Raw genomic sequence first — 26,291 nt, 5'->3', positions numbered from 1 at the left:
GTAGGTGTCAGCGGAAGATCCCGGTGTGGCCGAGTGAGTAGCGTCCGGGCTGGGGGTAGATGGACAGGCCGTGCGGGCCGGCGCCGACATCGATCTTGCGGATGAGGCCGCCGTTCTCGGTGTCGAACACGTAGACCACCCCGTCATAGCGCCCGGACAGCCACAGACGGCGGCCGTCGGCCGACACGCCGCCCATGTCCGGTGAGCCGCCGCCGGGAATGTGCCAGGTGTCGATCGGGAGGCGAAGGGCGAAGGAGACGACCGAGACCGACCCGGCGCCCCGGTTGGAGACGTACAGCACCTTCGAGTCCCGGCTGACGTAGAGGCCGTGGGCGCCCGCGCCGGTTTTGATGAAACCCGTGACCCGGAAATCTGCGGCGTCGACGAGCCACACGCCGTCCTTGGCCATGTCGGCGACATAGAAGACGGTGCCGTCCGGGGAGAGCTTCACATCCTGCGGCATGTTGGGGTACGGCATGTGGCCGTGTCGCATGGCGTCGTGCGCCATGTCGTGTTCCATCTGGTACGACGCGTTGTCGCCCTGCGGGGTCACGCGCCGGATGCCCCTGCGTCGTGTGGTGCCGTCCGCCAGGTCGATGACGGCGCGGACCCTACGGGCGGCTGTGTCGATGACCACCAGCTGACCGGAGAACTCGCAGCTGCCGAGGAGGAGGCCGCCGTCGGCGGTGAAGTCCGCGTGGTTGATCCCCCGGCAGGGCATGTGCAGCGAGTGCCGGAGCCGCATGGTGCGCGGGTTGAGGAAGTCGAGCCGGTTCTCCCGCTCGGCCATCACCAGGGCGGTGCGGCCGTCCGGGGTGAAGTACAGGTTGTAGGGGTCGTCGACGAGCACCGGCTTGCCCGCCCTACCGGTCATGGGGTCGATCGGTGTCAGGGAGTTGCCGTCGTTGTTGTTGACCCAGAGCGTCTTCAGATCCCACGAGGGGACGACGTGCTGCGGTCGCCGGCCCACCGCGAAGGTGCGGAGCACCCGGTAGGTACGTGGGTCGATCACGCTGACGGTGTCGCTCTCGCTGTTGGGCACGTAGACCCGCTCGGGAAACCTCGCCACGACCGGGCTGAGCATACCGGGCCGGTCATGGGCGTAGACGTCCACCGGCGTGGCCGATCGGGTGGCCGAGGCGCTCGCCGCACTGCCCGGCGAGGTGGCGGCGGGCGTCCCGCCGGCGGCCCCGGCGTGGTGAGGCAAGCCTGGCGCCGGCGCCGGGCGCCCGCCCGCGCAGGCGGACAGGACGCACGACACCAACCCGATCAGGGGAATGGTCACACCGGGCCTTCGCCGCCCACTTCTCAGCCGCCGCATGACCCGCCCCTTCGATCCGACGCCGACTCTTCGTCGACTATGGAAACGTTAGGAGCGGGTAGGTCGGCAGACGTTCAACCCGTGGTTAGCGTGGTGTTCGCTTTCTTCCGCGACTTGCCCCGGTGACGACGGGCCTTTCTCTAGCCCACGGAGCATGAGATCACCGTCTGTGGCACGTTCAGCACCGTGCCGAGGTCTCCCCGGTGCCTTTCGGACAGGAATCCCGGATTTCCGGACCTCTGCGACGGCCTTGCTTGGTATCCGGCCGGTACGGCGGCACGGTGGAGGCATGACTCAGACAGCAACCGTCACCCGCCGCTGGCGCAGGTTCGCCTGGCACTACGTCGAGATGGTCATCGCGATGTTCGCCGGCATGTTCGCCCTGGGCATGCTCCTGTCCGCCGTCGGGCTCGGCTTCTCCCACGAGCGGCAGCCCGAACTCGCCTACCTGTTGATGGCGTTCGACATGTCCGTCGGCATGGTGATCTGGATGCGCTACCGGGGCCACGGCTGGGCGGCCACCCTGGAGATGTGCGCCGCCATGTTCGTCCCCGTCGTGCCGTTCTTCCCGCTGCTCTGGCTGGGTCTCGTCGACGGCGGGGCGGTGATGACGCTCGCCCACGTGGCGATGTTCCCGCTGATGCTGGCCGCGATGCTCTGGCGCCGCGACGAGTACGCCGGTTGTGCGGCCTGACGGCCGAGCCTCCGCGGGCATCGGGCCGTGACCCGTACAGCGTTGGCGCACGGTGGCGGCCAACGCTGTACGGGTCACCGTCGGAAATACCGTCAGGAGTGGTCTTCCGCGGCGGCCCGGGTCCCGCGGGGCGGCTCGGCGCCGGTGCCGGGACCGGTCGGGGTGAGCGGTCCGTCGTCCTCGCGCAGCACGTCGTCGGCCATCTGGTCGTACTCGGCCACCCGGCTCCTGCCCGCCTCGCCGAGCTGCTCCACCACCGCGGCGACCAGCGTTTCGAGCAGCGCGACCGCCGGGGTCAGCGAGTCGAACGGTGAGGGCGAGCGGACCTGGGCGGGCAGCACGACGTCCGCCACCGTGGCGGCGGGCGACAGCCACGGGTCGGTCAGCAGCACGATCTTCACGTTGCGCGCCGCGGCGGCGCGGGCGAAGGCGATCGTCTCGCGCTGGTAGCGCCGGTAGTCGAAGAGCACCAGCACGTCGCGGCGGCCCATGTCGAGCAGGTGGGCGGCGTGGTCGGCGGTGGACCCGGCGATGTACGTCGCGTTGGGGCGCAACTGGTGCAGGTGGGCGATGAGGTACTGGGCCAGGATGGTGCTGAACCGGCCACCGGCCGCCGAGATGCGGCGGCCGGGGTCGGCCAGCAGTTCCGCGGCCTTGACCAGCTCCCCCTCGGGAAGCTGGTCGAAGGTCATGGCGGTGGCGTCCAGCAGCACCCGGCGGGACCGGCTCAGCACCCTGCCGGTGTCCTCCTCGGCACTGCCGTACTGGGCCAGGGGAGAGGAGTAGCGCTGCTGGGTCTCGCGTTTGAGCGCCTGCTGCAACTCCGGGTAGCCCTCGAAGCCCAGCCGGTAGGCCAGCCGCAGCACGGTGGCCGGGCTGGTCTGGGCCTGGCTCGCGACGGTGGCCAGCGGCTCCAGACCGGCGGTCGGGTAGCCCGCGAGCAGGGTGCGGGCGACCCGCTGCTCCGCACGGGGCAGCTTGGGCAGCACGTCGCGGAGCTGGGCCGCGACGGTGCGCGGCTCAGGGGTGCCGAGCATGTTGCCTCCTCATGGGCGGCCGCCGGATCGTGCGGCGCGTCGCAAGGAAGGGATCATGCCACGAACCGTATGAAAAGAGAACGTCGTGCTCGGATCGAGCACCGCTCACCCGTCGCTCGCGCCCCATCGCCCACCGCCCGCCGGTGGTTCCCAGCCTCGCGGCCGTCCGGCGCTCACCGCTCGCCCGCGAGCCCGCACCAGTCGATCGCGGTCAGCGCGTAGGTCTTCGCCGACTGCACCAGCTGGGCGATCTCCACGTACTCGTTCTCCGCGTGCGCGGTGTAGCCGACGCCCGGGCCGTACACCAGGCCGCCGATGCCCTTGCGGTCCATCCAGGTCAGGTCGCACACGCCCATGAAGCCGGTCGTCAGCGGCGGCTGCCCGCCGGTCGCCGTGGTGTGCGCGCCGACCAGCGTCGCGCTCAGCGGGGCGTCGTCGGGCAGCGAGTAGGGCGGCCAGAGCAGCTTCCACTCGAACACCGGCGGGTGCTCGCGCAGCCACGGGTCGGTGCGGCAGGCGTCCATGACCCGGGACTCGATCTCGGCCATGACCTCCTCGTTGGACCGGTCGGGGTGGTGGTAGACGCAGTACTCCACGACCAGCTCGTCGGCGAGGAAGAAGGGCACCAGGATGCCCGAGGGGTTGGCCCGCAGCACGCCGGGCAGCAGGTTGAAGTAGCCGGGCGGGAAGAGCGGGTGCCGGTTGTGCCGGGCCCAGTCGTCCTCCAGCGCGCGCAGCGCCTGGTAGACCACCCAGAACTTGTCGACGGTGTTGACGCCGAGCGCGTCGCCCTCCAGGGTCGGGTGCACGGTCATGCCCCGCAGCCCGGAGTGCGCGGTCTTGCCCTCCAGGGAGACGCTGAACCAGAGCAGGCCCGGCGTCACCGGCACCGACGCCGGCAGGGTGCCCGCCTGCCCGGACGGCTCGCAGACGATGGCCGCGTCCGCGCCGAACCCGGCCTCCAGCACCGCGGTGGTGCCGGCCTCGTGGTCGCCGACCTCCTCGCCGACGACGCCCTGCAGGACCAGGTCACCGGCCAGGCGCACGCCGGCCCCGCGCAGCGCGAGGGCCGCGTAGGCCGCGGCGACCAGGCCGCCCTTCATGTCCGTCGCGCCGCGCCCGATCACCGCGTCGTCGGTGACCTGGGCACGGAACGGGTCGCCGCGCCACCGGTCGAGGCGACCCGGCGGTACGACGTCGACGTGCCCGTTGAGCAGCAGCGACCGGCCGCCGCCCGCGCCGGACACGACGCCGCAGGCGTTGTCGCGGCCCCGCTCCACGGTGACCTTGGTGACCTCGGCCCCGGCCTCGGCGTACAGGTCGCCGAGCAGCGCGCTGACGTCGCCCTCCGCCCCGACGATCTTGTCGTACTCCTGGCCGGGGTAGCGCGGGTTCACGCTGGGGATGGCGATCGCGTCGGCCAGGCTGGAGACCATCCGCTCGGCGAGCAGGTCGACCTGCTCCAGCACCCGGCGGGTCACGTCGTGTTCGGCGGTCATGCGGTCTCCTTCGAGGTGGTGGGAAGTGGCTCCGGAGCGGGGTCGCGGGGCCGCCGGAGCGAGGTGAGGACGGAGTTCGTGATGCCGGCCAGGCCCTTGGGGGCGATCCAGAGCACCACGAGGATCAGCATGGCGATCACCATGTCGCGCCAGGCCCCGGCGTCCTGCAGCACGTCGGAGACCAGGGTGACGACCACGGCGCCGACGATCGGCCCGTAGACGCTGCCGCTGCCGCCCAGGAAGATCATGCTGAGCAGCAGGGTCAGGTAGCCGAAGCCGAAGACGTCGGTGCTGACCACGCCGTTGAGGAAGGCGTTGAAGCTGCCGGCCACCCCGGCCACGGCCGCGCCGATCATGAAGACGATCAGGTGCTGGCGCACCCTGGAGACGCCCCGGCTGGTGGCCAGCGCCTCGTTGTCGCGCAGTGCCAGCAGCGACATGCCCAGGGTCGAGCGGGTCAGCACCCGTACCAGCACGGTGACCGCGAACAGCAGCGCGGCACCGAGGAAGTAGTAGCCGATCCGGCCGTCGGCCCGCAGGTTGACGTCGCCCAGGCTGAGGCGGGGGATGCCGACGATGCCGTTGGATCCGCCGGTCAGGCCCGCCTGCCCGAGCACCAGGTAGATGCAGAGCTGGGAGAAGACGTACGTGGCCAGGCCCACGTAGATGCCGCGCAGCCGCAGTACCGGCAGGAACGCCACCAGCGAGGCCAGCAGGGCCGACAACCCCGAGATCGGCAGGGCCAGCCACGGGTCGATGCCGGTGCGGGTGGCCAGGATGCCCGTGGTGTAGGCGCCGATGCCGAAGAACCCGATCTGGGCGAAGTTGAAGATGCCGGCGAAACCGAGGGTGAGGTTCCAGCTCATGGCGAGCACGCCGTACATCGTGAAGAGGATCAGCAGCAGCCGGGCGTGCGGGTCGGTGAAGACCAGTGGCAGGACCACCAGGACCGTCGCGTAGACCGGCCAGCCGACCCAGGAGCGCAGGTTGGTCATGACGTTCACGCGCTCCTCACCTTGGTCCGCAGCAGTCCCTCGGGTTTGACCAGCATGATCACGATCATTGCGAGGAAGACCAGGACCGGGCTCCAGGAGAGCCCGAAGTAGTAGGTGGTGACGGCCTCGAGCAGGCCGATGGCGTACGCGCCGGCGATGGTGCCCGTCAGGCTGCCTGCTCCGCCGAAGGCGAGCACCACGAAGGCCCGCAGCAGCGGGTCGCCGCCCATGCCCGGGGAGATGAACTGCATGCTGCCGAGCAGCGCCCCGGCCACGGTGGCCAGGCCGATCGCGACCACGACCACGAAGACGTAGACCCGGCGCGGTGCGATGCCGAGCAGCTGGGCGTGCTCGCGGTTCTGTTCCAGCGCCCGTACGGTCAGCCCGATGCCGGTGCGTTTGAGGACCAGGGCCAGCAGGCCCACCAGCAGCGGGGCCAGCAGGATCGTGACGAGCTGGCTGCCCTGGGCGACCGCCCCGGCGACCTCGACGCGCGCGCCACCGAACGGCGGGAGCTGCTTGATCTCCGGTCCCCAGATCAGCTGGGCGCCGCTCTGCAACAGCATCGTGGCCGCCAGCGTGGCGACCATCACCAGCATGTCGCCTCCTGGACGCCGGATGAACGGGCTGACCAGCAGGAACTCGTAGGCCAATCCGATCAGCGCCATCGCCGCCACGGCGCCGAGCAGCGCGACCGCCACCGGCAGCCCGCCGGCGTCCAGCAGCGTCCAGGTCAGGTAGGCGCCGAACATCATCAGCGCGCCGTGCCCGAAGTTGAAGACCCGCAGCGTGGACCAGATCAGCGTCAGTCCCGCCGCCATGAGCATGTAGAGGCCGCCGAGGACGAGCGTGCTCGTCACGATGACACTAATGCCGTCCATCGGCGGTCCCTCCCAGGAAGAGCGACATCATCTCGTCGCGGCTGCGGCTGCCGTCCGACGCGCCGCTGTCCACCACGTCGCCGTGCAGGATGACGTGGTAGCGGTCGGTCAGGTCGAGCACCAGGTCCATGTCGCCGTCGATCAGGATGACCGACGAGACCTCGGCGCGGACCCGCACGATGCACTCGCTCAGCTCGTGCTTGACCTTCGGTGACAGGCCCAGCGTGGGCTCGTCGAGGATCAGCAGCGTGGGCCGGGCCATCAGGCCCATGCCGAGGCTGGCCATCTGGCGTTCCCCGCCGCTGAGCGTGCCGGTGAGCTGCCGGCGCCGCTCCTTGAGCTTGGGGAAGACCGAGAACACCTGGTCGATCCCGTCCCGCCAGGTCGAGGAGTGCCCGCTGGAGGACGCGGAGAGCCGCAGTGCCTCCTCCACGGTCAGTTGCGGGAACAGCCGCGAGCCCTGTGGCACGTGGATGAGCCCGCGCCTGACCAGGCTGCCGGGGGACTCGCCCCTGGTGTCCCGTCCGGCGAAGGCGATCGTGCCGGAGGCGGCCCGGTGCAGGTTGGAGACGCAGCGCAGCAGCGTGGTCTTGCCGTGGCCGTTCGGCCCCAGCAGCCCGACCGCCTCGTGCTGCCCGACGCGCAGCGAGATGCCGCGCAACACCTTCGCCTGGCCGTAGCCGGCGGTGAGGTTCTCCACGGTCAGCAGATCGCTCATCGTGCGGCCCCCGGTCCCAGGTAGGCTTCGACGACCCTCGGGTCGGACAGCACCTCGGCCGGCCGGCCGGTCACGATGATCCGGCCGCTGTCGAGGACCGCCATCCGGTCGGCGAGCGCCTCTAGCACCGACAGCACGTGCTCGATGATCACCATGGTGACGCCCGTGCCGCGCACCCCGGCCAGCAACCGGATCAGCGCGTCCTGGTCGGCCGGGTCGAGTCCGGCCGCGGGCTCGTCGAGCAGCAGTACCGAAGGGCCGCTGACCAGCGCGCCGGCGATCATCAGGCGTTTGCGGTCGATCAGCGAAAGCCCGTCGGCCGGGCGGTTCAGGTCGCCGCCGAGCTCCACCGCGTCCAGCGCCTCCCGGCACCGGGCGGGGGCCCAGCGCCTGGCCTTGCCCGCGCCGCCGTACGCCGAGCCGATGCGGACGTTCTCCAGCACGCTCAGCGACTCGAAGACGGCCTCGGTCTGGAAGGTGCGCTTGAGGCCGGCCTTGGCGATCCAGCGCGGCGAGCGGTTCTGGATCTCGTGGCCGTCGAAGATCACCTTTCCGGAGTCGGGCCGGATCGGGATACCGGTGAGCAGGTTGAACAGCGTGCTCTTGCCCGCGCCGTTGGGGCCGGCCAGGCCGAAGACCTCGTCGCGCGTCACCGACATCGAGACGCCGTCGACGGCCCTGAGGCTGCCGAAAGACTTGCCGACCTCGTGCGCGGCGAGGATGACCTGCGAGTCCCCGTTCACGACGCGGCCTGCCCGGGCCCGCGCCAGTCGCCCTGGGCGAGGAAGCCGCCGTCGACCGGGAGCAGCACGCCGTTGACGAACGAGGCGTCCGGGGCGACCAGGAACGCGACCGCCGCGGCGATCTCGTCCGGCGAGCACTGCCGCCCGGCCGGCTGGCGGGCCGCCGCCGCCTCGCGCTGCCGCAGGGACTCCGCGGCGGCCTCGGCGTCGAGCAGGCTCCGCGAGTCGCCCATGTCGTTGTCGACGTAGCCGGGCAGCACGGCGTTGACCCGGATTCCCCGCGGGCCGCCCTCGATGGCGAGCTGCCGGGTCAGGTTGGCGATGGCGCCCTTGGCCGCGGAGTAGGCGGGGAAGGCCGGCAGGCCGGTGACCCCGAAGATGGACGACAGGTTGACCATGGCACCCGCCCGGCCCGCGGCCAGCAGCGGGAACGCCGCCCTGGCGCACAGGAACGTCCCGGTGACGTTGACGTCCATCACCCTGCGCCACTCGGAGATCGGTACCCCGGTGACGCCGCCGCCGCTCTCCGCGACGCCGGCGTTGTTGACCAGGATGTCCAGGCCGCCGAACTCATCCGAGACCCGGGCGAACAGCGCCTCGACATTGCCCTCGTCGGAGACGTCCGCCGCCTGGAACACGCACGCGGGGCCGTCCCCCGACAACTCCAGAGCGGTACGCGTCCCGCGTTCCACGTCGACGTCGGCGATCATGACCCGCGCCCCCTCCGCGCGCAGGCGGTGCGCGATGGCCGCGCCGATCCCGCCCGCCGCGCCTGTGACCAGGGCGCGTTGCCCGGTCAGAGTGCTCGCCATCGCGATATCTCCCTCAATCTGCTGGTACTCGTGGTGTTGGTCGGCCGTGGTGGGCCGCGACCGGGTGTCCGGCCTGTCTCATCCGCCGGGCAGGCCCACCCCGTACGGCTTCATCCGGTCGACGCCGGGGGACCACGCTCCGCCACCGCGTCGCGCGATGCCGTTGGGGCGGGCGAAGTGCCAGGTGGTGGGCTCCTCGCTGACGACCTGGACGTCGAACCCGGCGGCGGAGAGGTCGGCCGCGGCTCCCGCGTCGCGCGAGTCCAGCCAGACGCGGTCACCCTCGGCGTGGATCCTCGGTGCCGAGATCGCCTCCTGGAGGTCCGCGCCGTCACGCCAGCGGGCGGCGATCTGGGCGACGGCGGAGATGATCCGCCGCCCGCCCGAGGCGCCGAGCGTCGCCTCGGCGTCCCCGGGGCCGGTCAGCACGACGGGACTGACCGCGCTGAGCCCGGCCGCGCCCGGGGCGACGCTGGTCACCCGGCCGGGGCGGGGGTCGAAGTACATCATCCCGTCGTTCAGCACGATGCCGGTCTCCGGTTCCACCATGCGGGAGCCGAACAGGTCGAGCACCGTCTGGGTGAGCGAGACCGTCATGCCCTCGTCGTCGACCGCCGACAGGTGCGAGGTGCATCCCGCCCTGGTGGAGCCGCCGGGGGGTGCGGGGGAGGCATGCCCGCCCACTATCCAGTCGGCCACCACCTCGTCGGCGTACTCGGGGGAGGCCAGCCGCGCCCAGGGCGCCGGTCCCTGGTGGGAGGTGGTGACCTCGCGCAACCGGTCCTCGAACGCGTGGGACAGCACCCGCGCCCACAGGCGCGCCCCGGGATCCAGCCCCCGGCGCCGGGCGGCCTCGACCAGTTGCAGTGCCTCGATCACCGAGATCACCCCGGTGGCGTGCGGTCCGTACAGCCGCATCGGGCCGATCTCGACGGGAAGGACCTCGGACTCGTCGGCGACGTACCCGCCGAAGTCCTTCTCCGACAGCAGGCCACCGGCCCCGGTGACCGCCGTCGCGATCGCGCGGGCGGCCCGGCCCAGGTAGAACGCGTCGGGGCCGCCGGCGCCGATCTCGCGGAGCACCCGGGCCAGCCGGGGTTGGACGAGCGGGTCGCCGGGGCCCTGGGACGGGCCGCGCAGCGGCAGGCCGCCGGGCAGGAAGAGTTCCGCGGAGGAGGGGAAGGCCCGCAGCGTCCGGGCCTCGGCGCAGATCGCCGAGGAGGCGAACCAGTTGGTCTCGTGTCCCGCCTCGGCCAGTTCGATCGCCGGGGCGAGCACCTGGGCCAGCGGCAGGCGGCCGAACCTGGCGTGCGCCCGGCACAGCGCGGCGACCGCCCCGGGAACGCCCACCGACAGCGGGCCGACGATGTTCGCGTCGTCGCGCACGGCCGGCCAGTTGTACAGGCCGGTGCCGGCCGCGGACGCCGCTGGGGCGAACATCTCCGGACGCGCCAGGCCCGGGGCCCGGATCGGGCCGCACACGACGGTCGCGGCCGGGGCGCCCGGCTCGCGCACCACCAGCCAGGCGCCGCCGCCGAGCCCGCTCATGTAGGGCTCGACCACTCCGGTGGCGAAGGCCGTGGCGACCGCCGCGTCCACGGCGGTGCCGCCCGCGCGCAGCATCGACGCCCCCGCGCGCGCCGCCCTCGGGTCGGGTGCGGTGACCATCCCACCGGTTCCCGGGGGAGGGCCCGGCTCAGCCCTGCCAGGCATCGGCGATCTCGCTCAGCGTCGCGAACCAGACGTCGCCCGCCGCCAGCATCCGCTCGACCAGCGCCTCCAGGACGAGCAGGTGGTGGGCCCGGCCGATGGTCTGCGGGTGCATGGTGAGCACGTAGACCGCGCCCGGCACCCGCTGGTGGGCGTAGTCGAAGATGGTGTTCCAGCGGTCTTCCATGTCGCGGTGGGAACCCAGCGGGGAGACCCCGGCGACGTACTCCACCGAGGGCCAGTCGTCGAGATACCACGACACGGGGATCTCCACGATCCGGCTCTCCGGGCCGAACTCGCTGGCCGACTCGTAGTTCACCGTGACCCGCCGGGGCCGGTACGGCTCGAACTCCCGGCCCATCAGCGAGCTGTCCCAGTCGAAGCCGAACTCCTCCAGCAGGTCCAGCGTGCTCTCGGAGAAGTCCCAGGCGGGCGAGCGGTAGCCGCGCGGACGGCGCCCGACGACCTGCTCGTGCTGGCGCAGCGCGACCTCCATGAGCCGGCGCTCCTCGTCGGGCCCCAGGTCGGGCACGACCTCGTGGTAGCAGCCGTGCGCGGCGATCTCGTGCCCGGCCGCCAGGATCTGCTCGATGCGGTGCGGGAAGGTCACCAGGTCGTGGCCGGGGGTGGCCCAGGTCGCCGGCAGATCGTTGCGGCCGAGCAGTTCCAGCAGCCGGGGCACCCCCTGCTCGGCGCCGAAGTCACCGCGCGACAGGTAGGACGGCGACGTGCGGCCCATGGTGCCCATCCAGGGGGAGTGGGCGTCGAAGTCGAAGGTCAGTGCCACGGCCATCCGCTTGCCCGGCGGCAGCAGCAGGGAGGCGGAGGTCACTTCTTCATCCACGGCGGGAGCTGGAAGGAGCCCGACTTGTACTTCTCAGGGGCGATCAGCACCCGCTTCTCGTCCTGGAACTGGAAGGACTGCAGCGGCACGTAGTCGTCGCCCTGCTTGGCCAGGTGCGTGGTCTGGTCGAACACGATCCGGCCGGAGGCCCGCTCGCTGTCGCTCTTGCCGATGGCGGCACCGATCGCCGGCGCGTCGTCGGGGTCGCCGACCTCGCGCAGCGCGTCGGCGTAGATCATGGTCTCCACGTAGGTCATCACGCCCTGCGGGTCGACGTTGTCGGTCCCGTACGCGGCCTGCCAGTCCTTCTGCAGCTGAGCGGCCGGCGCGTAGCCGGGCGAGGGCACCATGCCCGCGAGGTTGTTGAACAGCACGCCCTCGGCCTGCTGCTTGGTCAGCTCGAAGAACTGGGGCTGGTTGGGGCCGTACTGCATGAAGACCAGGGACTCGGTGGGCTTCTGCAGGAACTGCTGCAGGAAGCTGGCCTCGTTGGAGACCTGGTAGTCGGTGTTGACGATGAAGTCGGGGTCGGCGGAGCGGATCTTCCCGAGAACCGTGCCCCAGTCGTTGACCGTGCCGAACGGCACCTTCTCCTGGCCGGCGATGCTCCAGCCCTTGGCCTTGAAGTGCTTGACCAGGCCGTCGGCGATGTTCTCGCTGTAGGGGTTGTCGGAGCGGACGATGAACGCCGACTTGTTGCGCGGCTTCCACAGCCCCTGCTCGGCCCAGGACTCCGCCAGGTCGACCGGCTCGGTGCCGTAGGCGTCGTAGTCAGGGGTGATCGACCAGACCGTGGGGTACTTCGCCGGGTCCTTCTCGATGATGGCCTGGGTCTGCGCGGTGTTGCCGCCGATGAGGTAGACCTTCTCCGCCGCGGCGAACTCGTCGATCTCGAAGTTGGACGTGGAGGCGTAGCCGGTGACGACCGCCTTCACCGACTCGTCGTCGGTCAGGGTCTGCACGCCCTTGGTCACCGCGTCGTTGGACTGGCTCTGCACGTCCACGACCTTGAGCTTGAACGTGTACCCGTTCACGCCGCCGGCCTCGTTGAGCTGCTTGACGGCCAGCTCGGCTCCCTGCTTCATGCCCAGGCCGTCGGATGCCAGGGCCCCGGTCAGCGGGGCGAGCAGGCCGATCTGGATCTCCTTCGTGCCGGCCGCGCCGCCGGTCTCCGCGGCGGAGGCGTCGGGGGAGGTGGAGGAGGAGCACGCGGTGAGCGCCGCCAGGGCGCCCGTCACCGCGACGGCGGTGATCGCCCGGATGGGCGTCCGGGGACGGAGGAAGGGGGAACGGGCCACGGTGAAGCCTCTCTGCGTCTGGGGGACGAGCGGACGAACGCATGCGGGACATGCCGAAGGGCGTCACATGCCTGTTTTGCACCGTTCTGTCACTGTCGACAATTGAAACGTACGTTGCATCCTGCGGCAAAGGCTAGACCTGTAAAAGGTTTGTTACTTAAACTCGATCCGCCGCACCGCTCTGATCTCGTAAAACGTGGTTCAGCTCGGCGGCAGGGCCGTTCCGGCCAGGAAGCCTCCGTCCACGTCGAGAACACTCCCCGTGATGAAGGAGGAGTCCGGATCGGCGAGAAACACGCACGCCCGCGCGATCTCCGCCGGCGTGCCCATGCGATGCACCGGCTGCCCGGCGACCAGCGCCGCCACGTACTCGGCCGAGAGCGCCGCGGTGGCCGGGACCTCGATCAGCCCGGGGGCGACGGCGTTGACGGTGATCTGTGACGGGGCGAACTCCAGCGCCAGGACCCTGGTGAGCATCTCCACCGCCGCCTTGGACGAGCAGTAGTGGGCGGCGCCCACCCGGGCCGAGCGGGCCGCGCCGGAGGAGACGTTGACGATCCGGCGCCCGCCCCCGAGGGCGCCGGAGGCGCGGGCGAAGGCCTGCGAGGCCAGCATCACGCCGCGGACGTTGACGGCGAACACCTCGTCCCACTCCGCGGCGGTCATGTCGAGTACCGGGGTGTTCGGATAGACCCCGGCGCAGTTGACCAGCACGTCCACTCCGCCGTGCAGGGCGGTCACCCGCTCGAAGGCGGCGGTCACCGACTCCGGGTCGCGCACGTCCAGACGCACCGCCGAGGCCGCCGGCGATCGGCCCGGGACGGCGGCGAGCTCCGCGGTGACCCTCGCCGTGCGCGTCTCGTCGAGGTCGGCGACGACGACCGTCGCCCCCGCCTCGTGGAACGCCTCGGTGATGCCCCGGCCGATGCCCTGGGCTCCGCCGGTGACCAGGACCACTGTCCCGTTGAACCTGCTCGGAGAGAGGTTGTCCGTCATGGAAGGCCTTCCGATGATGCCGGGCGGGAGCGGCCTCCCGCCGGCTCGACACATATGACCTGGGCGTTTCTGTCAGGGGTACCAGGTAACACGCATGCTAAGTTTCATTCCGCCGCCTTGACCATACATGTGAACCGTATGTTTCACTTAGGGCGGCCGGGACGCGAGGTGCGGACCGGACTGGGAGGAGAGAGCCGATGACGACAGGGACCGCCTTCGTGGCGACCTGTGACCTCGCGGCCCAGGTGCGGGGCCGGGCTACCCCGGTGGCCCGGCTGGACCAGACGTTGCGCACCGGAGTGGGATGGGTTCCCGCCAATCTGGCGCTGACTTGTTTCGGCCACCTGGCCGACGACAACGTCTTCGGTTCGGTGGGCGACCTGAGGCTGCTCCCCGACCCCGCGACGGCCGTCGACCTGCCCGCCGACGGCCCGGTGCCGGGCACCCGGCTCTACCTCGCCGACCAGACCGGCCTGGACGGCAGCCCCTGGCCCGGCTGCCCGCGCGGCTTCCTCGCCCGCGCGCTGGCGGACCTGAGAGAGATCGCGGGCCTTGAGGTGAACGCCTCCTTCGAGCACGAGTTCATGCTCGGCGGCCAGGCCGAGGCCCCGCCCTTCTCCTTCCAGCGCCTGCGCGGCGCCGAGCCGTTCGGCGCCGACCTGGTCGCGCTGCTGGAGACGGCCGGGCTGGAGCCGGAGAGCTGGCTCCCCGAGTACGGGGACGGCCAGTTCGAGATCACCCTGCGGCCCGCCCCCGGAATGGTCGCCGCAGACCGGGCGGTCCTGCTGCGCGAGCTCGTCCGCGACCTCGCCCGCCGCCGGGGGCACCCGGTCACCTTCGTCCCGCTGGCCGACCCCGCGGGCGTCGGCAACGGCGTCCACGTGCACTTCTCGCTCCGCGAGGTCGGCGGCGGCCCGGTGATGTTCGACGCCGGAGCACCCGGCAGGCTCTCCTCGACCGCGGCCAGGTTCGCGGCCGGAATCCTGCGGCACGCCGGTGCGGTGGTGGCCGTCACCGCGCCCAGCGTCGGCTCCTACCTGCGGCTCACCCCGCACCGGTGGAGCGCCGGCGGGGTCTTCCTCGCCGAGCGCAACCGCGAGGCGCTGCTGCGCATCGCGCCGACCGTCGAGATCGGCGGCGCCGACCCCGCAGGCCAGCTCCACCTGGAGTACCGGGCGGCGGACGCCACGGCCAACCCGTGGCTGGTGCTCGGCATCCTGATCCGCGCCGGCCTCGCGGGACTGGCCGGGGCCGAGCCCGCCCGGGTGTGGCCGGAGACCGCGACCGAGGCCGACCTGGCCGAAGAGCCCGCGCTCCCCGGCTCCCTGCCGGAGGCGCTCGCCGCGCTGGAGGCCGACGAGGTCGCCCGAGGCTGGTTCCCCCACGAACTGCTCCACACGTTCCTCGCGGTGCGACGGGCCGAGCTGGCCTGCGTCAAGGGACTGCCCGACCACGAGCTCTGCCGGAGGGTCGCCGATGTCTACTGAGAACTTCTCCGGGGATGCGGCCGGCGATCTGGAGAGTGTGCTCGCCACCCTGCCCCTGGTCGACCACCATGTGCACGGCGCCTCCTCGGGAGAGCTGGGCCGCGGTGAGTTCGAGACGCTGGTGACCGAGTCCGACCGGCCGATCCCGGCGTTCATGACCCAGTTCGACTCCCAGCTGGGCTTCGCGATCCGCCGCTGGTGCGCGCCGGTCCTCGGCCTGCCCGCCCACGCCGCACCGGAGGACTACCTGGCGCGCCGCACCGAACTGGGCGCCGCCGAGGTCAACCGGCTGCTACTGGCCGCCGGCGGCATCGGCCGCTTCCTGCTGGAGACCGGTTATCGGGGCGACGACGTCCTGGACCCGGCCGGGATGGCGGAGGCGTCGGGGCGGCCCGTGCACGAGGTGGTCCGCATCGAGCAGGTGCTGGAGCAGGTGGCCGCCTCGGGAGTCTCGGCCGCGGAACTGCCGGGCCGCTTCCGTGAGGAGTTGGCGCGCCGCACCGCCGACGCCGTCGGCCTCAAGAGCATCGTCGCCTACCGGCACGGCTTCGCCTTCGACCCGGCACCACCCGGCGACCGGGAGGTCGTCCTGGCGGCGGGCCGCTGGCTGTCCGCCGGCGAGGCGAGTGGCCAGTGGCGGGTGGACGACCCGGTGCTGCTCCGCCTCGGACTCTGGGCCGGGGTGGAGCGCGGGCTGCCGCTGCAACTGCACGCCGGTTACGGGGACCCCGATGTGGAGCTGCACATGTGTGACCCGCTGCTGCTCACCCGCTGGCTGAAGCTCATCGAGCCGCACGGCGTGGACATCCTGCTGCTGCACTGCTACCCGTACCACCGCAACGCCGGTTATCTCGCCCAGGTCTTCCCGCACGTCTACTTCGACGTCGGTCTCGGCGTCAACTACACCGGCAGCCGGTCGGACGCGCTGATCGCCGAGTCGCTGGAACTCGCGCCGTTCGCCAAGATCTTGTTCTCCTCGGACGCCTGGGGGCCGGCGGAGCTGCACATGCTGGGGGCGCACCTGTTCCGCCGCGGGCTCGGCCGGGCGCTGCGCGGGTGGGTCGACGCCGGAGAGTGGGCCGAGGAGGAGGCCGTCCGGGTGGCCACCATGATCGGCGTGGACAACGCCCTGCGCGTCTACGGTCTGGAAGCGGCCAAATGATCGAGCCTCTTGCCTTCGGCCCGGCCGTCGACTCCGTCGAGGCCGGGCTCCGGACGGCACTGGAGCGACGGCTGCCCGCCGCGACGGAGCTGCGCCGCCGGCTGCACGCCCACCCCGACCTGTCGGGGGAGGAGGGGCCGACCCGCGACCTGATCCTGGCCGAGCTGCCCGGACGCCCCGTGGACGCGGTGGCCGGTACGGGCGCGCTGGTGCGCGTCGGCGGCCCCGGGCCCGCGGTCGCCGTACGGGCCGAACTCGACGCGCTGGCGGTGACCGAGCGGACCGGTGTCGACTGGGCGTCCGGGAGGCCGGGCCGCATGCACGCCTGCGGGCACGACGTGCATCTCGCCGCCCTGGTGGCGCTCTGCCACGCGGTCGGTGACACCCCCGGCGCGCCTCCGCTGGTCGCGATGCTCCAGCCGCGCGAGGAGACCTATCCCTCCGGCGCCCACGACATCGCCCGGTCGCCGTCGCTGGCGGAGCACCAGATCACCGCCATCATCGGCGCGCACGTCCAGCCCACCCTGCCGCGGGGCGAGGTCGCGGCCACTCCCGGCACGGTGAACGCCGCCGCCGACGAGTTCACGGTCGTGGTCAGGGGCCGCGGCGGGCACGCCGCCTACCCTCACCTGACCAGCGATCCGGTACTCGCGCTCGCGCACGTCGTCGTCGCCCTGCAGCGGGTGGTCAGCCGTGACGTCGACCCGACCAGCTCGGCGGTCCTCGGCGTCTCCACACTGACGGCCGGCAGCGCACCCAACGTCGTGCCCGACGAGGCCACGGCCGGCGGTACGGTCAGGGCACTGAGCGAGCGCATCCGCGACCAGGTGCACGCCCGGCTGGAGGAGGTCGCGGACCTGGTCGCGCGGGCCCACGGCTGCGAGGCCAAGGTGAGCATCACCCGGGGGGAGCCGGTCCTGTACAACGACTCCGGGCTCGCCGCCCGAGCCGGTGCCCACCTGACCGACCTGGGCCTCACCCTCTCGCGGCCGCTGCTCTCCTTCGGCGCCGACGACTTCTCCTATCTCTCCGCGGTGCTGCCCGGCCTGATGATGTTCGTCGGGGTCGGTGACGGCACGGACGTACGCATGCACAGCGCCGGTTTCCTGCCCGGCGACGACGCGGTGCGCGATGTCGCGCTGACCATGCTGGCGGGTTACCTCGCGGCGGCGGAGAGGATGTAGCCGCGAAGGACGCTCAACCGGTGGCGTGTTCCCAGTAGGGGTCGCGGTAGAGCATGACCGAGGTGCCGCGCAGGAGCTCGTCGGGGGCGGAGAGCAGCACGAGTTCGCCCCTCGCCTCCAGGGAGCGCAGGACGTCGCGGACCCGCGGGCCGACCGGCAGCCGGCCCACCGGGAGGTTGAGGGTGTCGCGGGCCAGGTCGGCCACCTCGGAGAGCCGGAACGGCTCGGTGAAGCCGGCGATGAGCCCGCGGACGAACTCGACGGTGATCATCGTCTCGGCCTCGGCGTGGGCGAGCTGCCAGGTCAGCTGCGCCCTGCGCCGGCCGGTTCCGGCGCAGGCCGTGCACTGCTGGGAGAAGTCGGGCACGATGTTCTCGACGGCGCTGCCCAGGCAGGTGGTGCACTGGTTGGTCTCGGACGCGTGCAGCTCGGCCGCCGTCCTGTCGGCCAGCGGCCTGCCGCACAGGCAGAGGTAGACCCGGAACCCGCCGCGTACCAGGACGAGGTCGTCGGCATCGTCGGGTATGTCTTCCCAGAGCGCGGTGATCGTATGGATTCTCATCGTTGTGCGACTCTACCCATTTCGCCGCAGTGTGACGGGGACCAGTCTCATCGGAGCGCTCCACAGCCACTCCTCGGTGATGTAGGTGGAGGTCAGCAGCGTCATCAGGCCCAGGGTGCGCTCGGTCGCGGTGGAGGGGTGGGCGCCGCAGTCGCCGAAACGGCACATCCACAGTTCGACCATGCTGCTGTCGGAGAGCTGCTCGTGCACCGAGGGCCGTCCGGCGGGGAGGCCGTCCCGCCAGATGTCGACGGACGCGCTGGCGAACGGGAAGGCCCCGGCCAGCACCCCGCCACCCGAGGTGACGGCACGGCCGACCCCGTCGTGCACCGGAAGGATGCCGTCGGACTGGAAGAGCACCACCCCGCCTCCCGGCGGGCTGGCCACCCGCAGGACCTCCACGGGTGAGGCGCGCTCGGCGCTCCACAGCTCGCCGGTCGAAAGCGGCGGGCACGACTCAGGCGCGGCGCCCAGGCGGCGGATGACCTCGTCCTCGGTCACCTCGCCGACGAAGGCGACGCACAGCCCCTCGTTGTAGTCCTCGTACGAGAACATCATCGCGTCGACGGTGTCCTGGAGCTCGCGGAGCCTGGGGCTGACGGTGGGGGCTCCGGGCAGTTGGTCGAACAGGTCGGCCAGTTCGGTGAAGAGCGCCTGGGAACCGGGGGAGCGGCCCGCGATGCACGGCCGCCAGGGGTCCGCGCCCGCGGCGAGCAGGACCCGTACGGCGTCGTCCCAGCCGTGGCGTACGGCCTCCCAGAGCGGGGTGGCGCCGTCGGCGTCGACGGGGTCGACCTCCGCGCCCGAGGCCAGCAGCAGCTCCATCACCTGGACGGCACCCTCCTGGGCGGCCCGGTGCAGGGGCGTCGTGCGCAGCCACGGTAGCCACTGCCCGGGATCGAACCCGCTCGCCAGCCGCCGGCGGATCCGTGCCAGGTTGGTGTCGCGCCACGCGTCGACATCCTCGGCCCACTCGTTGTCGCTCACTTCATCCCATTTCGTCGTACTGAGCGGATCCAACCAGGTCCGGACGACAGTTTTCGATCAGCGCCTCGCGGGAGAGCCGGTCGGCGGCGCGGGTCGTCTCGGGAAGGCGGTAGCGGGGTGTCAGGTTCAGCACGTTGTGGCAGGCCGTGGCGAGGTCGACACGGTGTCCCACGGAGACGAAGACGGGCTTGATCCCGTGCCGGGTGCGCAGCACGCGGCCGACGACGTCGCCGTCCAGCGTCAGGTCGGTCCACGAGCCCCGCTCGGGCGCGGGCGTGGGATAGGTGCCGACGAAGGCGGTCTTGCCGACCCCGATCGTGGGCAGTCCGGTGAGCACGCCGAGATGGCAGGCCAGGCCGAAGCGGCGCGGGTGCGCCAGGCCGTATCCGTCGCAGACGACCAGGTCGGGGGGTGCGGAGAGCCGCTCAAGGGCGTCCAGCAGGGCGGGAACCTCCCGGAAGGCGAGCAGCCCGGGGACGTAGTCGAAGGCCACCCTCCCGCTGACGGCGACCTTTTCGACGATCTCCAGCGTCGTTCCGTCCAGCACGGTCACCGCCGCCGCCAGCCGGTCCCTGTCGTAGGCGACGTCCACCCCGGCGACCCTGGCCGGACTGCGGGGGCCGGGACCGGTCAGGTCGAGCAGCGTTCTGAGCTCGTCCTGGATGGCTTCGGCCTCCATGACAGTGCGCGGCATTTGTACCTTCATAACTCCATGATCGCTACTTTTACATTATGACGTTATATTTTGGGGCTGTTCGTCTTCTTTGGTGACTGGTGAAGCCGCCGCGCGGGTCTGCCCGTGGTGGGACGAGAGCGTTGGCGGAGCCGGGCCCTCTGGCCTCTGTTCATCGCGACGCCGGGCGCGGCGGAGCCGAGGTCGGTTCTCGCGACGCCGGGCGGGTCCTGCCCGAGACATGCCGGGAACAGCCGCGAAGCCGAGATCGTTCTGCAGGCACTGGCGACTTCAGGAGCGTGGGCCGCATGGCGGGCAGCAGATCGATCGGGCGTCTCCTCGTGGGCGGGCTGGCACTGGCCGCCGCCGGGTGGGCGTTGAAGGACATCCCCGCGGAACTCGGGGGCAGGGCCAGGGGGGAGCGGCTGGAGCGGATGCGCCGCTCGCCGCAGTTCCACGACGGCCTCTTTCGCAACTCCACGCCCGGCGTCTTCGTACCCTCGCCGCAGAGCGCGCGGGAGATCGCCTGGAACATGCTGCACAACCGCGAGGAACGCCGCCCGGCCACGCCGGTCCCGGTGGTGACCGCACCGGCGGGCGGGCCGTCCCCGACCGGGCTGAGCGTCATCTGGTACGGTCACGCCACCGCGCTGCTGGAGATCGAGGGCCGCCGCGTGCTCGTCGACCCGGTGTGGAGCAGGCGCGCCTCGCCCTCCCAGCTGGTCGGCCCGCGGCGCCTGCACCCGATGCCGGGGCCGCTGGCAGGTCTTCCGCCGCTCGACGCGATCGTGATCTCGCACGATCACTACGACCACCTCGACCGCGCGACGGTACGCGGCCTGCTCGCGCTGCAGACCGCGCCGTTCCTGGTGCCGCTGGGAATCGGCGCCCATCTGGAGCGCTGGGGCGTGCCCGCCTCGCGGATCGTCGAACTCGACTGGGACGAGGAGGCGAGCGTCGCGGGCCTGCGGTTCGTCGCGACCGCCGCCCGTCACTTCTCCGGTCGCACCCTCAACCGCAACGTCACCCTGTGGGGCTCCTGGGTCATCGCCGGCCGGGAGAGGAAGGTCTTCTACGCCGGCGACTCCGGATACTTCGACGGCTACGCCGGGATCGGCGCCGCGCACGGCCCGTTCGATCTCACGCTCATGCCGATCGGCGCCTACAACGCCGCCTGGCCCGACATCCACATGAACCCGGAGGAGGCGGTCAACGCCCACCTCGACCTGGGCGGCAGGCTGCTCCTCCCGGTCCACTGGGCGACCTTCACCCTGGCCACGCACCCCTGGGCCGAACCGGTCGACCGCCTCTGGCGCGAGGCCAAGGCCCGGGACGTCCGCCTCGCCGTCCCCCGCCCGGGCGAGCGCGTCGACACCGCCGACGTCCCACTGCTGGAGAGCTGGTGGGAACTGCTGCGCGGCGGCGAGACGGGCCGCCGGCCGCGACAGCCGCCGCTCCCGCCCTCCCCGAGACTCTGAGCGACGCGCGCGTGACGACTCCGGCGGGATTTCAGGCCCTCGCGGCTCTCATCGACAGACGGGCGCGAACGACGAGATCGTGCACCGCGTCCGCCGACGGCGCGGTGTCGGGAAGGCGGGAGGCGTCCCGCGCCTCCTCCAGTTCCCCGGTCAGCCGGCCGACGTCGCGTGCCAGTCGTGCCAGGCCCGGCGCGCCCGCCGGCGGCCGGCCGTGTTCGGCGGATCGCTTGGCGGCGATCAGGTCACCGAGATAGGGCGGCCCGCCGGAGAGCCGGGTGAGGTCGGCTTCCAGCTCTCCGGTGCGCATCAGACGGAGGCCGGTGAGCAGTACGCGGAAGGTGTAGAGCAACGGCTTGAGCTCGCCGGAGCGTTCGAACAGCCGCCACTGGGTACGGGCGAATCCCAGATAGTGGTGGGCGTGGTGGCGGGTGACGCAGCCGGGGGCGGCGGCGATCATCTCCCGGTGGACCGGCGAGGTGGCCACCACCAGCGGGGAGAGCAACTGTTCCAGCACATAGCCGTTGCGGCGCAGCAGCAGGCGGCAGAACTTGGCCAGGTCGTGGGTGACCAGGTCCACCTCGACACCGTCGCGTACCCAGGAGCGGGTGAGGGTCTCACTCCCCGTCCGCAGGCCGACCACCTCCTCCAGCGGCAGCAGGTGAACGCCGCGCAGGTCGACGTCGGAGTCGGCGGAGGGGAAACCGTACAGGTGCGCCCCGCTGACCGTGGCGAAGGCGGTCGGATGCGCCTGCCCGGCGGGAATCTCGGCCAGCCAGGACGGCAGGGTCACGGTCACAGCGCCGCCTCTCTGGTACTCGCCAGGTATTCCTCCACGCGTCGCCGGTCGGGTTCGGCGGGCAGCGTGCCCGTGCCGTCGAACCTCGCGGTCAGCTCGGAGCGCCAGCGGTCGACCTCGTCCCAGGAGAGCTCTCCCCGCCGTACGGCGAGCAGCCGGTCGCGGTGGGCGTCCATCCGGACCAGGGGCTCGCCGTGGCGGACCAGGTGCAGACCGCTGAGCAGCAGGCGGACCATGTGCATGGCCTGCTTCCATCTGGGGCGCTCGGGGTCCAACCGGCGGAACTGGGCGTTGGCGTATCCGACGAAGGTCTGTCCGGCGCGCCCGGAGACGAAGGCGCCCCGGATGGAGAGCAGTTCCTCGCCCGCGGCGGTGGCGTGCTCGACGATCGGCGACCACAGGCATTCCAGCACCGTCGGGTTGGCCTCCAACGCGAGCGCGCAGAACCGCTCGACCTCCCACGAGAACTGCTCGGGCAGCGGCCCCTCGACATGCGTGGGCGGCTTGGCCAGCCGCCAGAACAGCCGGGTCGGTGCCACGAAGACCCCGCGCCTGTCGACGTCGGAGTCCTCGTTCTCCAGCCCGTATGCCCGCGAGCCGACCACCACCGACAGCACCGAGTGATCCGGGACGTACCGTACCTCCATCCGCACAGCCTGCCAGCCCCGTGCCCGGCACCGGTACGGGTTTTCCCGGACCCCCGTCCACCGCGCGCGAGCGCCTCCAGATCGGATCCCGGGGTCGGTGCCGCCGTCAGTACAGGTTCTCGCGGGCGTCGATGCTCAGGTCGTCGTCGATGAGCTTGGCCGACCACTCCAGGTCCAGCTGCTCCTTGAAGATCCGGCCGAGCGTGGGCCGCGCCCCGCGGTCCGGCCACCGCTCCGGCTGCCAGAGCGCCGACCGCCGGAAGGCCTTGGCGCAGTGGAAGAAGCACTCCCGCACCTCGACGCTGACCGCCAGCGTGGGAACCTTCCCCCTCACGCGCAGGCGTTCCATGTACGGGGCCTGGCTGACCACCCGCGCCCGCCCGTTGACGCGCAGGGTCTCCTCGGTGCCCGGCACCACGAACAGCAGGCCGACCTGCGGGTTGGCGACGATGTTGCGCAGGCTGTCGAGCCGGCGGTTGCCGGGCCGCTCGGGGATCACCAGCGTGTGGTCGTCGAGGACCAGCACGCCGCCGGGCTCCTCGCCGCGTGGGGAGACGTCGCAGGTGCCGTCGGATCCCGAGGTCGCCAGCAGCAGGAAGGGCGAGGTGGCGATGAAGTCACGGGCGTGCCCGTCGAGACGGCCGATGTCCTTGCGCAGGACGACCTCACCGACCTCGCCGACGATCCGGCGGAGTTCTTCTTCCGAGTTGACCGTGATGATCGAGCCGGTTTCACCGGTATCGAGGGAAGGCATGAAGTAAGGCTAGCCTTCCTTGAATCTCGCCTCAACGGCACCCTTCCCGCCCGGTGGGCGTATGGGGGCCGGTGAGCGGCGGGAGGAGCGGAACGGGGCTTCGCACCCCCCGTCCGACGGGCACATGGTGTTCCGTGAGCGGCGGAACGGGGCTACACCCCGGAACTCTCGCTTAACGCGAGATAGCCGCCCATTCGTTATATCTTTGATCTTGCAGGTCAAGATTGCTTCGCAGGAGATTGACCGGAGTTGTCAGGTTTTATGCGACCCTCTGGGAGTTCTCCTCCGATGAACAGATGGAAGACGATCATCGTCGCGCTGGCGGTCATCCTGCCGGCCGGTGTGCTGCCGGCCGCCGCGTCACCCGTGCCGGCCGCCCGATCCGCGGCCCCCCTGATAGAGAACGGCGAGACCCAGCCGGTCTACTCGCGCGCCGACGCGCTGACCGAGACCGTGTTCGTCGAGGTCGCCGGGGTCGACAGCGACGCCGACGGGCTCCCCGACCGGGTCGCCGTCGACATCATGCGCCCCAAGGAGACCGACTCCGGGACGAAGGTCCCGGTCATCATGGAGGCCAGCCCCTACTACGCGGGCGGCAACGACGTGCCCAACCACGTCGTCGACCTCGACGGCTCCGACCCCGCGGGCATGGAGTACCGGCGCAACAAGTTCAACGACCTGCACGACGAGATGTTCGGCGACGGCTCCGACGTGGCCCGCGCGGTCGCTCCGCCCTTCCGCGGCTACTACGACAACTACTTCGTGCCGCGCGGCTACGCGATCGCGCTGGTGGAGAACCTCGGCTCGGGCCGGGCGACCGGCTGTCCCACCACCGGCCTGGACAACGAGACCGCGGGCCCCAAGGCCGCGATCGACTGGCTCAACGGCCGCGCCCGCGGATTCGACGCGGCCGGCAACGAGGTCAAGGCCGGCTGGTCCACCGGGAACGTCGGCATGATCGGAGTCTCCTACAACGGCACGCTGCCCAACGCCGTCGCCGCGACCGGGGTCAAGGGCCTCAAGGCGATCGTGCCGATCGCGGCCATCTCCTCCTGGTACGACTACTACCGGGCCAACGGCGGCGTGCTGGCCCCCGGCGGCTACCAGGGTGAGGACGCCGACGTGCTCGCCCGCTACGTGCTGACCCGTCAGAACGCCCAGCAGGCCTGCGGCGCGCTGATGGACCGGATAGAGAAGGACCAGGACCGGGTCACCGGCGACTACTCCGGCTTCTGGGACCGGCGCAACTACCTCAACGACGTGCGCAAGGTCCGCGCGGCGGTCTTCCTGGTGCACGGCCTCAACGACTGGAACGTCAAGACCAAGCAGGCCGTCCAGTGGTGGGACGCCCTCGCGAAGCGGAACGTGCCCCGCAAGATCTGGCTCCACCAGGGCGCGCACTTCAACCCGTTCTCCTTCGCCGGGCGCAACGCCGAGTGGCTGCGCCAGCTCCACCGCTGGTTCGACTTCCACCTGTACGGCCTGCGCAACGGCATCATGGACGAGCCGCAGGCGGACGTGGAGTCGGGTCCGGGGCAGTGGGCGCAGCACGCCTCGTGGCCGCTGCCGGGCACCCGCGACGTACGGCTCCAGCTGGCCGCAGGGCAGGACGGCCGCAACGGCACCCTGGGCGCCGACCGCCCCCGAGGCCGCGCCGTCGTCGAGTCCTTCGTCGACCAGAGCACCCGAGGTGCCGACCAGCTCGTCGAGAACACCGAGAGCACCGACCCCAACCGCCTGGCCTACCTGTCGAGCCCGCTGGCCCGCGACGCGCGTCTGTCCGGCACCCCGGAGGTCTCGGTGCGGGCCGCGTTCAAGGGCGGGCGCTCGCCGTACCTGACGGCGCTGCTCGTCGACTACGGCACCGACGCCCGCGCCTACGGTGACGTCGCCTACGGTGCCACCCAGGTCTGCTACGGACAGGGCGTGCCCGGCGACACCGGCTGCGCCCGGTTGGCCGAGCACGTCACGGTGACCGCCCCCTACAAGATCATCACAAGGGGCTGGCTGGACGTCCGTAACCGCGACTCCGCGGCCAGGACCGAACTGCTGCGCGAAAACCGCTTCTACGACTTCCGCTTCGACCTCCAGCCCGGCGACTACGTCGTCAAGGCCGGTCACCGGATCGGCGTCGTGCTCATCTCCACGGACCGCGACTTCACGCTGCGCCTGCCCCCGGGCACCGCCGTCTCGGTCGACCCCCGCGCCAGCTCGGTCACCCTCCCTCTCGTCGGCGGCCGCTCCGCCCTCTAGGATCACGACCCTCGATCCGGGTGAGCGGGCGCGTTCCCGGCGTGTCCGCTTCCCCGATCGGGGAAGCCGTCGAGTACCCCGGGTGGGGGACGGGGCCGGGGCTCTTCTGGGGGATGACCCTGGCCTGTCCCTGACATCGGCTCGCGGGTCTGCCGCCGGGCCCGGCCAGGGCCTAGCGTTGAGGACATGGGACGAATTCTTCTGATCGTGGCGGCCGTGGTGATCGCCTTCATCTTGCTGGGCTCGGTTCTGGGCTTCCTGTTCACGCTCCTCAAGTGGGCTCTGATCATCGGTCTGGTAGGCGTGGTGGTCATGTTCGCGAGCAGGCTCTTCCGCTCCTCGAACGTACGCGACTGACCCGATGCCCGGTGAGCCCGGCCGCCGTCGGCGGAGTACGGGTGGCCCGATGCCGAGGTTCCGCCGCCGGCACCCCCGTGTCGGCGGCGGACGGGCAGAGGTTCCCGGTCAGTCCCGGGACACCTGCTTCAGCTGGAGCTCGTCGAGCAGGGCCCGGGTCGCGGCGGTCACCGCGTCCACGGCCCTCTCGAAGGCCTCGGCGTTGCGCGCCGAGGGGGAGCGGAAACCCGACACCTTGCGGACGTACTGGAGCGCGGCGGCTCGTACGTCGTCGTCGGTCACGTCGCTGGCGTAGGGCTCACGAAGAGTCTTGATGCTGCGGCACATGACAGGACGGTACTCCGTCCCGTGGCTCTCCCGGCCCCGGCCGAGTAGATCATCGCCGGGCGGCTCCGCGACCCGT

At 71.5% G+C, this 26,291-nt stretch carries 26 protein-coding genes; 7 read left to right on the top strand and 19 right to left on the bottom strand.

All coding sequences use genetic code 11. The features are described from left to right. Positions 1 to 7: 7 nt before the first annotated feature. The gene (locus AB0K21_RS37415) at positions 8 to 1,285 is read right to left on the bottom strand and encodes a YncE family protein (protein ID WP_343978053.1); all 1,278 of its coding nucleotides are present in this window, start codon (positions 1,283 to 1,285) and stop codon (positions 8 to 10) included. A gap of 325 nt (positions 1,286 to 1,610) precedes the next feature. Here AB0K21_RS37415 and AB0K21_RS37410 point away from each other — a divergent pair, with 325 nt between their 5' ends. Then, on the top strand, positions 1,611 to 2,015 hold the full coding sequence (locus tag AB0K21_RS37410; RefSeq protein WP_364156823.1) for a hypothetical protein: 405 nt from the start codon (positions 1,611 to 1,613) through the stop codon (positions 2,013 to 2,015). A 92-nt stretch (positions 2,016 to 2,107) separates the two neighbouring features. Here the strand turns inward: AB0K21_RS37410 and AB0K21_RS37405 are convergent, their stop codons facing one another. The 11 genes from AB0K21_RS37405 to AB0K21_RS37355 form a co-directional block, all read right to left on the bottom strand. Next, the gene (locus AB0K21_RS37405) at positions 2,108 to 3,052 is read right to left on the bottom strand and encodes a MurR/RpiR family transcriptional regulator (RefSeq protein WP_343978047.1); all 945 of its coding nucleotides are present in this window, start codon (positions 3,050 to 3,052) and stop codon (positions 2,108 to 2,110) included. Positions 3,053 to 3,225: 173 nt separating this feature from the next. Continuing rightward, positions 3,226 to 4,551, bottom strand: coding sequence for an ArgE/DapE family deacylase (locus tag AB0K21_RS37400; RefSeq protein WP_343978044.1), 1,326 nt, complete (start codon positions 4,549 to 4,551; stop codon positions 3,226 to 3,228). Next, positions 4,548 to 5,546: a branched-chain amino acid ABC transporter permease gene (locus tag AB0K21_RS37395; protein ID WP_343978187.1), complete on the bottom strand. Its 999-nt coding sequence runs from the start codon at positions 5,544 to 5,546 to the stop codon at positions 4,548 to 4,550. The genes AB0K21_RS37400 and AB0K21_RS37395 overlap by 4 nt, the downstream gene beginning before the upstream one ends. Before the next feature lie 5 nt (positions 5,547 to 5,551). Continuing rightward, a complete protein-coding gene (locus AB0K21_RS37390) occupies positions 5,552 to 6,427 on the bottom strand; it encodes a branched-chain amino acid ABC transporter permease (RefSeq protein ID WP_343978041.1) in 876 nt (291 codons plus the stop codon). Further along, positions 6,414 to 7,145, bottom strand: coding sequence for an ABC transporter ATP-binding protein (locus AB0K21_RS37385; protein ID WP_364156818.1), 732 nt, complete (start codon positions 7,143 to 7,145; stop codon positions 6,414 to 6,416). Before AB0K21_RS37385 ends, AB0K21_RS37390 begins: the two co-directional genes overlap by 14 nt. After that, positions 7,142 to 7,888 carry an ABC transporter ATP-binding protein gene (locus AB0K21_RS37380; RefSeq protein ID WP_364156815.1) on the bottom strand — a complete coding sequence of 249 codons (747 nt, stop codon included), beginning with the start codon at positions 7,886 to 7,888 and terminating at the stop codon, positions 7,142 to 7,144. The genes AB0K21_RS37385 and AB0K21_RS37380 overlap by 4 nt, the downstream gene beginning before the upstream one ends. After that, positions 7,885 to 8,700 carry an SDR family oxidoreductase gene (locus AB0K21_RS37375; RefSeq protein WP_364156812.1) on the bottom strand — a complete coding sequence of 272 codons (816 nt, stop codon included), beginning with the start codon at positions 8,698 to 8,700 and terminating at the stop codon, positions 7,885 to 7,887. Before AB0K21_RS37375 ends, AB0K21_RS37380 begins: the two co-directional genes overlap by 4 nt. Positions 8,701 to 8,778: 78 nt before the next feature. Next, the gene (locus tag AB0K21_RS37370) at positions 8,779 to 10,368 is read right to left on the bottom strand and encodes a gamma-glutamyltransferase (RefSeq protein WP_364156809.1); all 1,590 of its coding nucleotides are present in this window, start codon (positions 10,366 to 10,368) and stop codon (positions 8,779 to 8,781) included. A 28-nt stretch (positions 10,369 to 10,396) separates the two neighbouring features. Next, entirely contained in the window at positions 10,397 to 11,254 is an 858-nt protein-coding gene (locus AB0K21_RS37365; protein ID WP_343967840.1) for a polysaccharide deacetylase, read from the bottom strand. Further along, positions 11,239 to 12,552, bottom strand: coding sequence for an ABC transporter substrate-binding protein (locus tag AB0K21_RS37360; RefSeq protein ID WP_343967842.1), 1,314 nt, complete (start codon positions 12,550 to 12,552; stop codon positions 11,239 to 11,241). Before AB0K21_RS37360 ends, AB0K21_RS37365 begins: the two co-directional genes overlap by 16 nt. A gap of 201 nt (positions 12,553 to 12,753) precedes the next feature. Further along, complete coding sequence (locus AB0K21_RS37355; RefSeq protein WP_343967844.1) at positions 12,754 to 13,548, bottom strand: SDR family NAD(P)-dependent oxidoreductase; 795 nt, start codon at positions 13,546 to 13,548, stop codon at positions 12,754 to 12,756. 197 nt (positions 13,549 to 13,745) lie between these two features. Here AB0K21_RS37355 and AB0K21_RS37350 point away from each other — a divergent pair, with 197 nt between their 5' ends. Genes AB0K21_RS37350 through AB0K21_RS37340 form a run of 3 tightly spaced genes read left to right on the top strand, consistent with a single transcriptional unit; the run spans position 13,746 to position 17,381 of the window. Next, complete coding sequence (locus AB0K21_RS37350) at positions 13,746 to 15,035, top strand: glutamine synthetase family protein (RefSeq protein WP_343967846.1); 1,290 nt, start codon at positions 13,746 to 13,748, stop codon at positions 15,033 to 15,035. Next, the gene (locus AB0K21_RS37345) at positions 15,025 to 16,197 is read left to right on the top strand and encodes an amidohydrolase family protein (protein WP_343967849.1); all 1,173 of its coding nucleotides are present in this window, start codon (positions 15,025 to 15,027) and stop codon (positions 16,195 to 16,197) included. The genes AB0K21_RS37350 and AB0K21_RS37345 overlap by 11 nt, the downstream gene beginning before the upstream one ends. Then, complete coding sequence (locus tag AB0K21_RS37340) at positions 16,194 to 17,381, top strand: M20 family metallopeptidase (protein WP_343967851.1); 1,188 nt, start codon at positions 16,194 to 16,196, stop codon at positions 17,379 to 17,381. The genes AB0K21_RS37345 and AB0K21_RS37340 overlap by 4 nt, the downstream gene beginning before the upstream one ends. A gap of 13 nt (positions 17,382 to 17,394) precedes the next feature. Here the strand turns inward: AB0K21_RS37340 and AB0K21_RS37335 are convergent, their stop codons facing one another. From AB0K21_RS37335 to AB0K21_RS37325, 3 genes are read right to left on the bottom strand one after another with little or no spacing between them, the layout of a single operon-like run. Next, complete coding sequence (locus tag AB0K21_RS37335; protein ID WP_343967853.1) at positions 17,395 to 17,943, bottom strand: hypothetical protein; 549 nt, start codon at positions 17,941 to 17,943, stop codon at positions 17,395 to 17,397. Between the two features lie 12 nt (positions 17,944 to 17,955). Further along, positions 17,956 to 18,930 (bottom strand): ankyrin repeat domain-containing protein, encoded by a 975-nt coding sequence (locus tag AB0K21_RS37330; RefSeq protein ID WP_343967855.1) that lies wholly within the window; start codon positions 18,928 to 18,930, stop codon positions 17,956 to 17,958. A 1-nt stretch (position 18,931) separates the two neighbouring features. Beyond that, the gene (locus tag AB0K21_RS37325) at positions 18,932 to 19,636 is read right to left on the bottom strand and encodes an endonuclease V (RefSeq protein WP_343967857.1); all 705 of its coding nucleotides are present in this window, start codon (positions 19,634 to 19,636) and stop codon (positions 18,932 to 18,934) included. Between the two features lie 275 nt (positions 19,637 to 19,911). Between AB0K21_RS37325 and AB0K21_RS37320 the strand changes: the two genes are divergently transcribed. Further along, positions 19,912 to 21,081 carry an MBL fold metallo-hydrolase gene (locus tag AB0K21_RS37320; RefSeq protein WP_343967859.1) on the top strand — a complete coding sequence of 390 codons (1,170 nt, stop codon included), beginning with the start codon at positions 19,912 to 19,914 and terminating at the stop codon, positions 21,079 to 21,081. Between the two features lie 31 nt (positions 21,082 to 21,112). Here AB0K21_RS37320 and AB0K21_RS37315 read toward each other — a convergent pair whose 3' ends face one another. The 3 genes from AB0K21_RS37315 to AB0K21_RS37305 all read right to left on the bottom strand — a co-directional run bounded on the left by AB0K21_RS37315 (position 21,113) and on the right by AB0K21_RS37305 (position 23,278). Further along, positions 21,113 to 21,877, bottom strand: a complete 765-nt coding sequence (locus AB0K21_RS37315) for a nucleotidyltransferase domain-containing protein (protein ID WP_343967861.1) — start codon at positions 21,875 to 21,877, stop codon at positions 21,113 to 21,115. Further along, on the bottom strand, positions 21,874 to 22,524 hold the full coding sequence (locus tag AB0K21_RS37310) for a nucleotidyltransferase domain-containing protein (protein ID WP_343967863.1): 651 nt from the start codon (positions 22,522 to 22,524) through the stop codon (positions 21,874 to 21,876). Before AB0K21_RS37310 ends, AB0K21_RS37315 begins: the two co-directional genes overlap by 4 nt. Before the next feature lie 106 nt (positions 22,525 to 22,630). Beyond that, positions 22,631 to 23,278 (bottom strand): pyridoxamine 5'-phosphate oxidase family protein, encoded by a 648-nt coding sequence (locus AB0K21_RS37305; protein WP_343967865.1) that lies wholly within the window; start codon positions 23,276 to 23,278, stop codon positions 22,631 to 22,633. A 288-nt stretch (positions 23,279 to 23,566) separates the two neighbouring features. Here AB0K21_RS37305 and AB0K21_RS37300 point away from each other — a divergent pair, with 288 nt between their 5' ends. Continuing rightward, a complete protein-coding gene (locus AB0K21_RS37300; protein ID WP_364156799.1) occupies positions 23,567 to 25,531 on the top strand; it encodes a Xaa-Pro dipeptidyl-peptidase in 1,965 nt (654 codons plus the stop codon). 186 nt (positions 25,532 to 25,717) lie between these two features. Next, positions 25,718 to 25,888 (top strand): hypothetical protein, encoded by a 171-nt coding sequence (locus AB0K21_RS37295; protein WP_169750237.1) that lies wholly within the window; start codon positions 25,718 to 25,720, stop codon positions 25,886 to 25,888. A 108-nt stretch (positions 25,889 to 25,996) separates the two neighbouring features. Here AB0K21_RS37295 and AB0K21_RS37290 read toward each other — a convergent pair whose 3' ends face one another. Next, positions 25,997 to 26,215: a DUF2277 domain-containing protein gene (locus AB0K21_RS37290; RefSeq protein WP_343967870.1), complete on the bottom strand. Its 219-nt coding sequence runs from the start codon at positions 26,213 to 26,215 to the stop codon at positions 25,997 to 25,999. Positions 26,216 to 26,291: the final 76 nt, after the last annotated feature.

The organism is Streptosporangium sp. NPDC049248 (assembly GCF_040678965.1).
Taxonomy (GTDB): Bacteria; Actinomycetota; Actinomycetes; order Streptosporangiales; family Streptosporangiaceae; genus Streptosporangium; species Streptosporangium fukuiense.
Note: the sequence above shows the minus strand (reverse complement) of the source record. Positions and strands in the feature narration are given on the sequence as shown.

Excerpts from the sequence above, each read along its gene's own strand:
- AB0K21_RS37410 (WP_364156823.1), top strand. The coding sequence starts at position 1,611 with ATGACTCAGACAGCAACCGTCACCCGCCGCTGGCGCAGGTTCGCCTGG.
- AB0K21_RS37405 (WP_343978047.1), bottom strand. The coding sequence starts at position 3,052 with ATGCTCGGCACCCCTGAGCCGCGCACCGTCGCGGCCCAGCTCCGCGAC.
- AB0K21_RS37400 (WP_343978044.1), bottom strand. The coding sequence starts at position 4,551 with ATGACCGCCGAACACGACGTGACCCGCCGGGTGCTGGAGCAGGTCGAC.
- AB0K21_RS37395 (WP_343978187.1), bottom strand. The coding sequence starts at position 5,546 with ATGACCAACCTGCGCTCCTGGGTCGGCTGGCCGGTCTACGCGACGGTC.
- AB0K21_RS37390 (WP_343978041.1), bottom strand. The coding sequence starts at position 6,427 with ATGGACGGCATTAGTGTCATCGTGACGAGCACGCTCGTCCTCGGCGGC.
- AB0K21_RS37385 (WP_364156818.1), bottom strand. The coding sequence starts at position 7,145 with ATGAGCGATCTGCTGACCGTGGAGAACCTCACCGCCGGCTACGGCCAG.
- AB0K21_RS37375 (WP_364156812.1), bottom strand. The coding sequence starts at position 8,700 with ATGGCGAGCACTCTGACCGGGCAACGCGCCCTGGTCACAGGCGCGGCG.
- AB0K21_RS37370 (WP_364156809.1), bottom strand. The coding sequence starts at position 10,368 with ATGGTCACCGCACCCGACCCGAGGGCGGCGCGCGCGGGGGCGTCGATG.
- AB0K21_RS37355 (WP_343967844.1), bottom strand. The coding sequence starts at position 13,548 with ATGACGGACAACCTCTCTCCGAGCAGGTTCAACGGGACAGTGGTCCTG.
- AB0K21_RS37350 (WP_343967846.1), top strand. The coding sequence starts at position 13,746 with ATGACGACAGGGACCGCCTTCGTGGCGACCTGTGACCTCGCGGCCCAG.
- AB0K21_RS37345 (WP_343967849.1), top strand. The coding sequence starts at position 15,025 with ATGTCTACTGAGAACTTCTCCGGGGATGCGGCCGGCGATCTGGAGAGT.
- AB0K21_RS37340 (WP_343967851.1), top strand. The coding sequence starts at position 16,194 with ATGATCGAGCCTCTTGCCTTCGGCCCGGCCGTCGACTCCGTCGAGGCC.
- AB0K21_RS37335 (WP_343967853.1), bottom strand. The coding sequence starts at position 17,943 with ATGAGAATCCATACGATCACCGCGCTCTGGGAAGACATACCCGACGAT.
- AB0K21_RS37325 (WP_343967857.1), bottom strand. The coding sequence starts at position 19,636 with ATGAAGGTACAAATGCCGCGCACTGTCATGGAGGCCGAAGCCATCCAG.
- AB0K21_RS37320 (WP_343967859.1), top strand. The coding sequence starts at position 19,912 with ATGGCGGGCAGCAGATCGATCGGGCGTCTCCTCGTGGGCGGGCTGGCA.
- AB0K21_RS37310 (WP_343967863.1), bottom strand. The coding sequence starts at position 22,524 with ATGGAGGTACGGTACGTCCCGGATCACTCGGTGCTGTCGGTGGTGGTC.
- AB0K21_RS37305 (WP_343967865.1), bottom strand. The coding sequence starts at position 23,278 with ATGCCTTCCCTCGATACCGGTGAAACCGGCTCGATCATCACGGTCAAC.
- AB0K21_RS37300 (WP_364156799.1), top strand. The coding sequence starts at position 23,567 with ATGAACAGATGGAAGACGATCATCGTCGCGCTGGCGGTCATCCTGCCG.
- AB0K21_RS37295 (WP_169750237.1), top strand. The coding sequence starts at position 25,718 with ATGGGACGAATTCTTCTGATCGTGGCGGCCGTGGTGATCGCCTTCATC.
- AB0K21_RS37290 (WP_343967870.1), bottom strand. The coding sequence starts at position 26,215 with ATGTGCCGCAGCATCAAGACTCTTCGTGAGCCCTACGCCAGCGACGTG.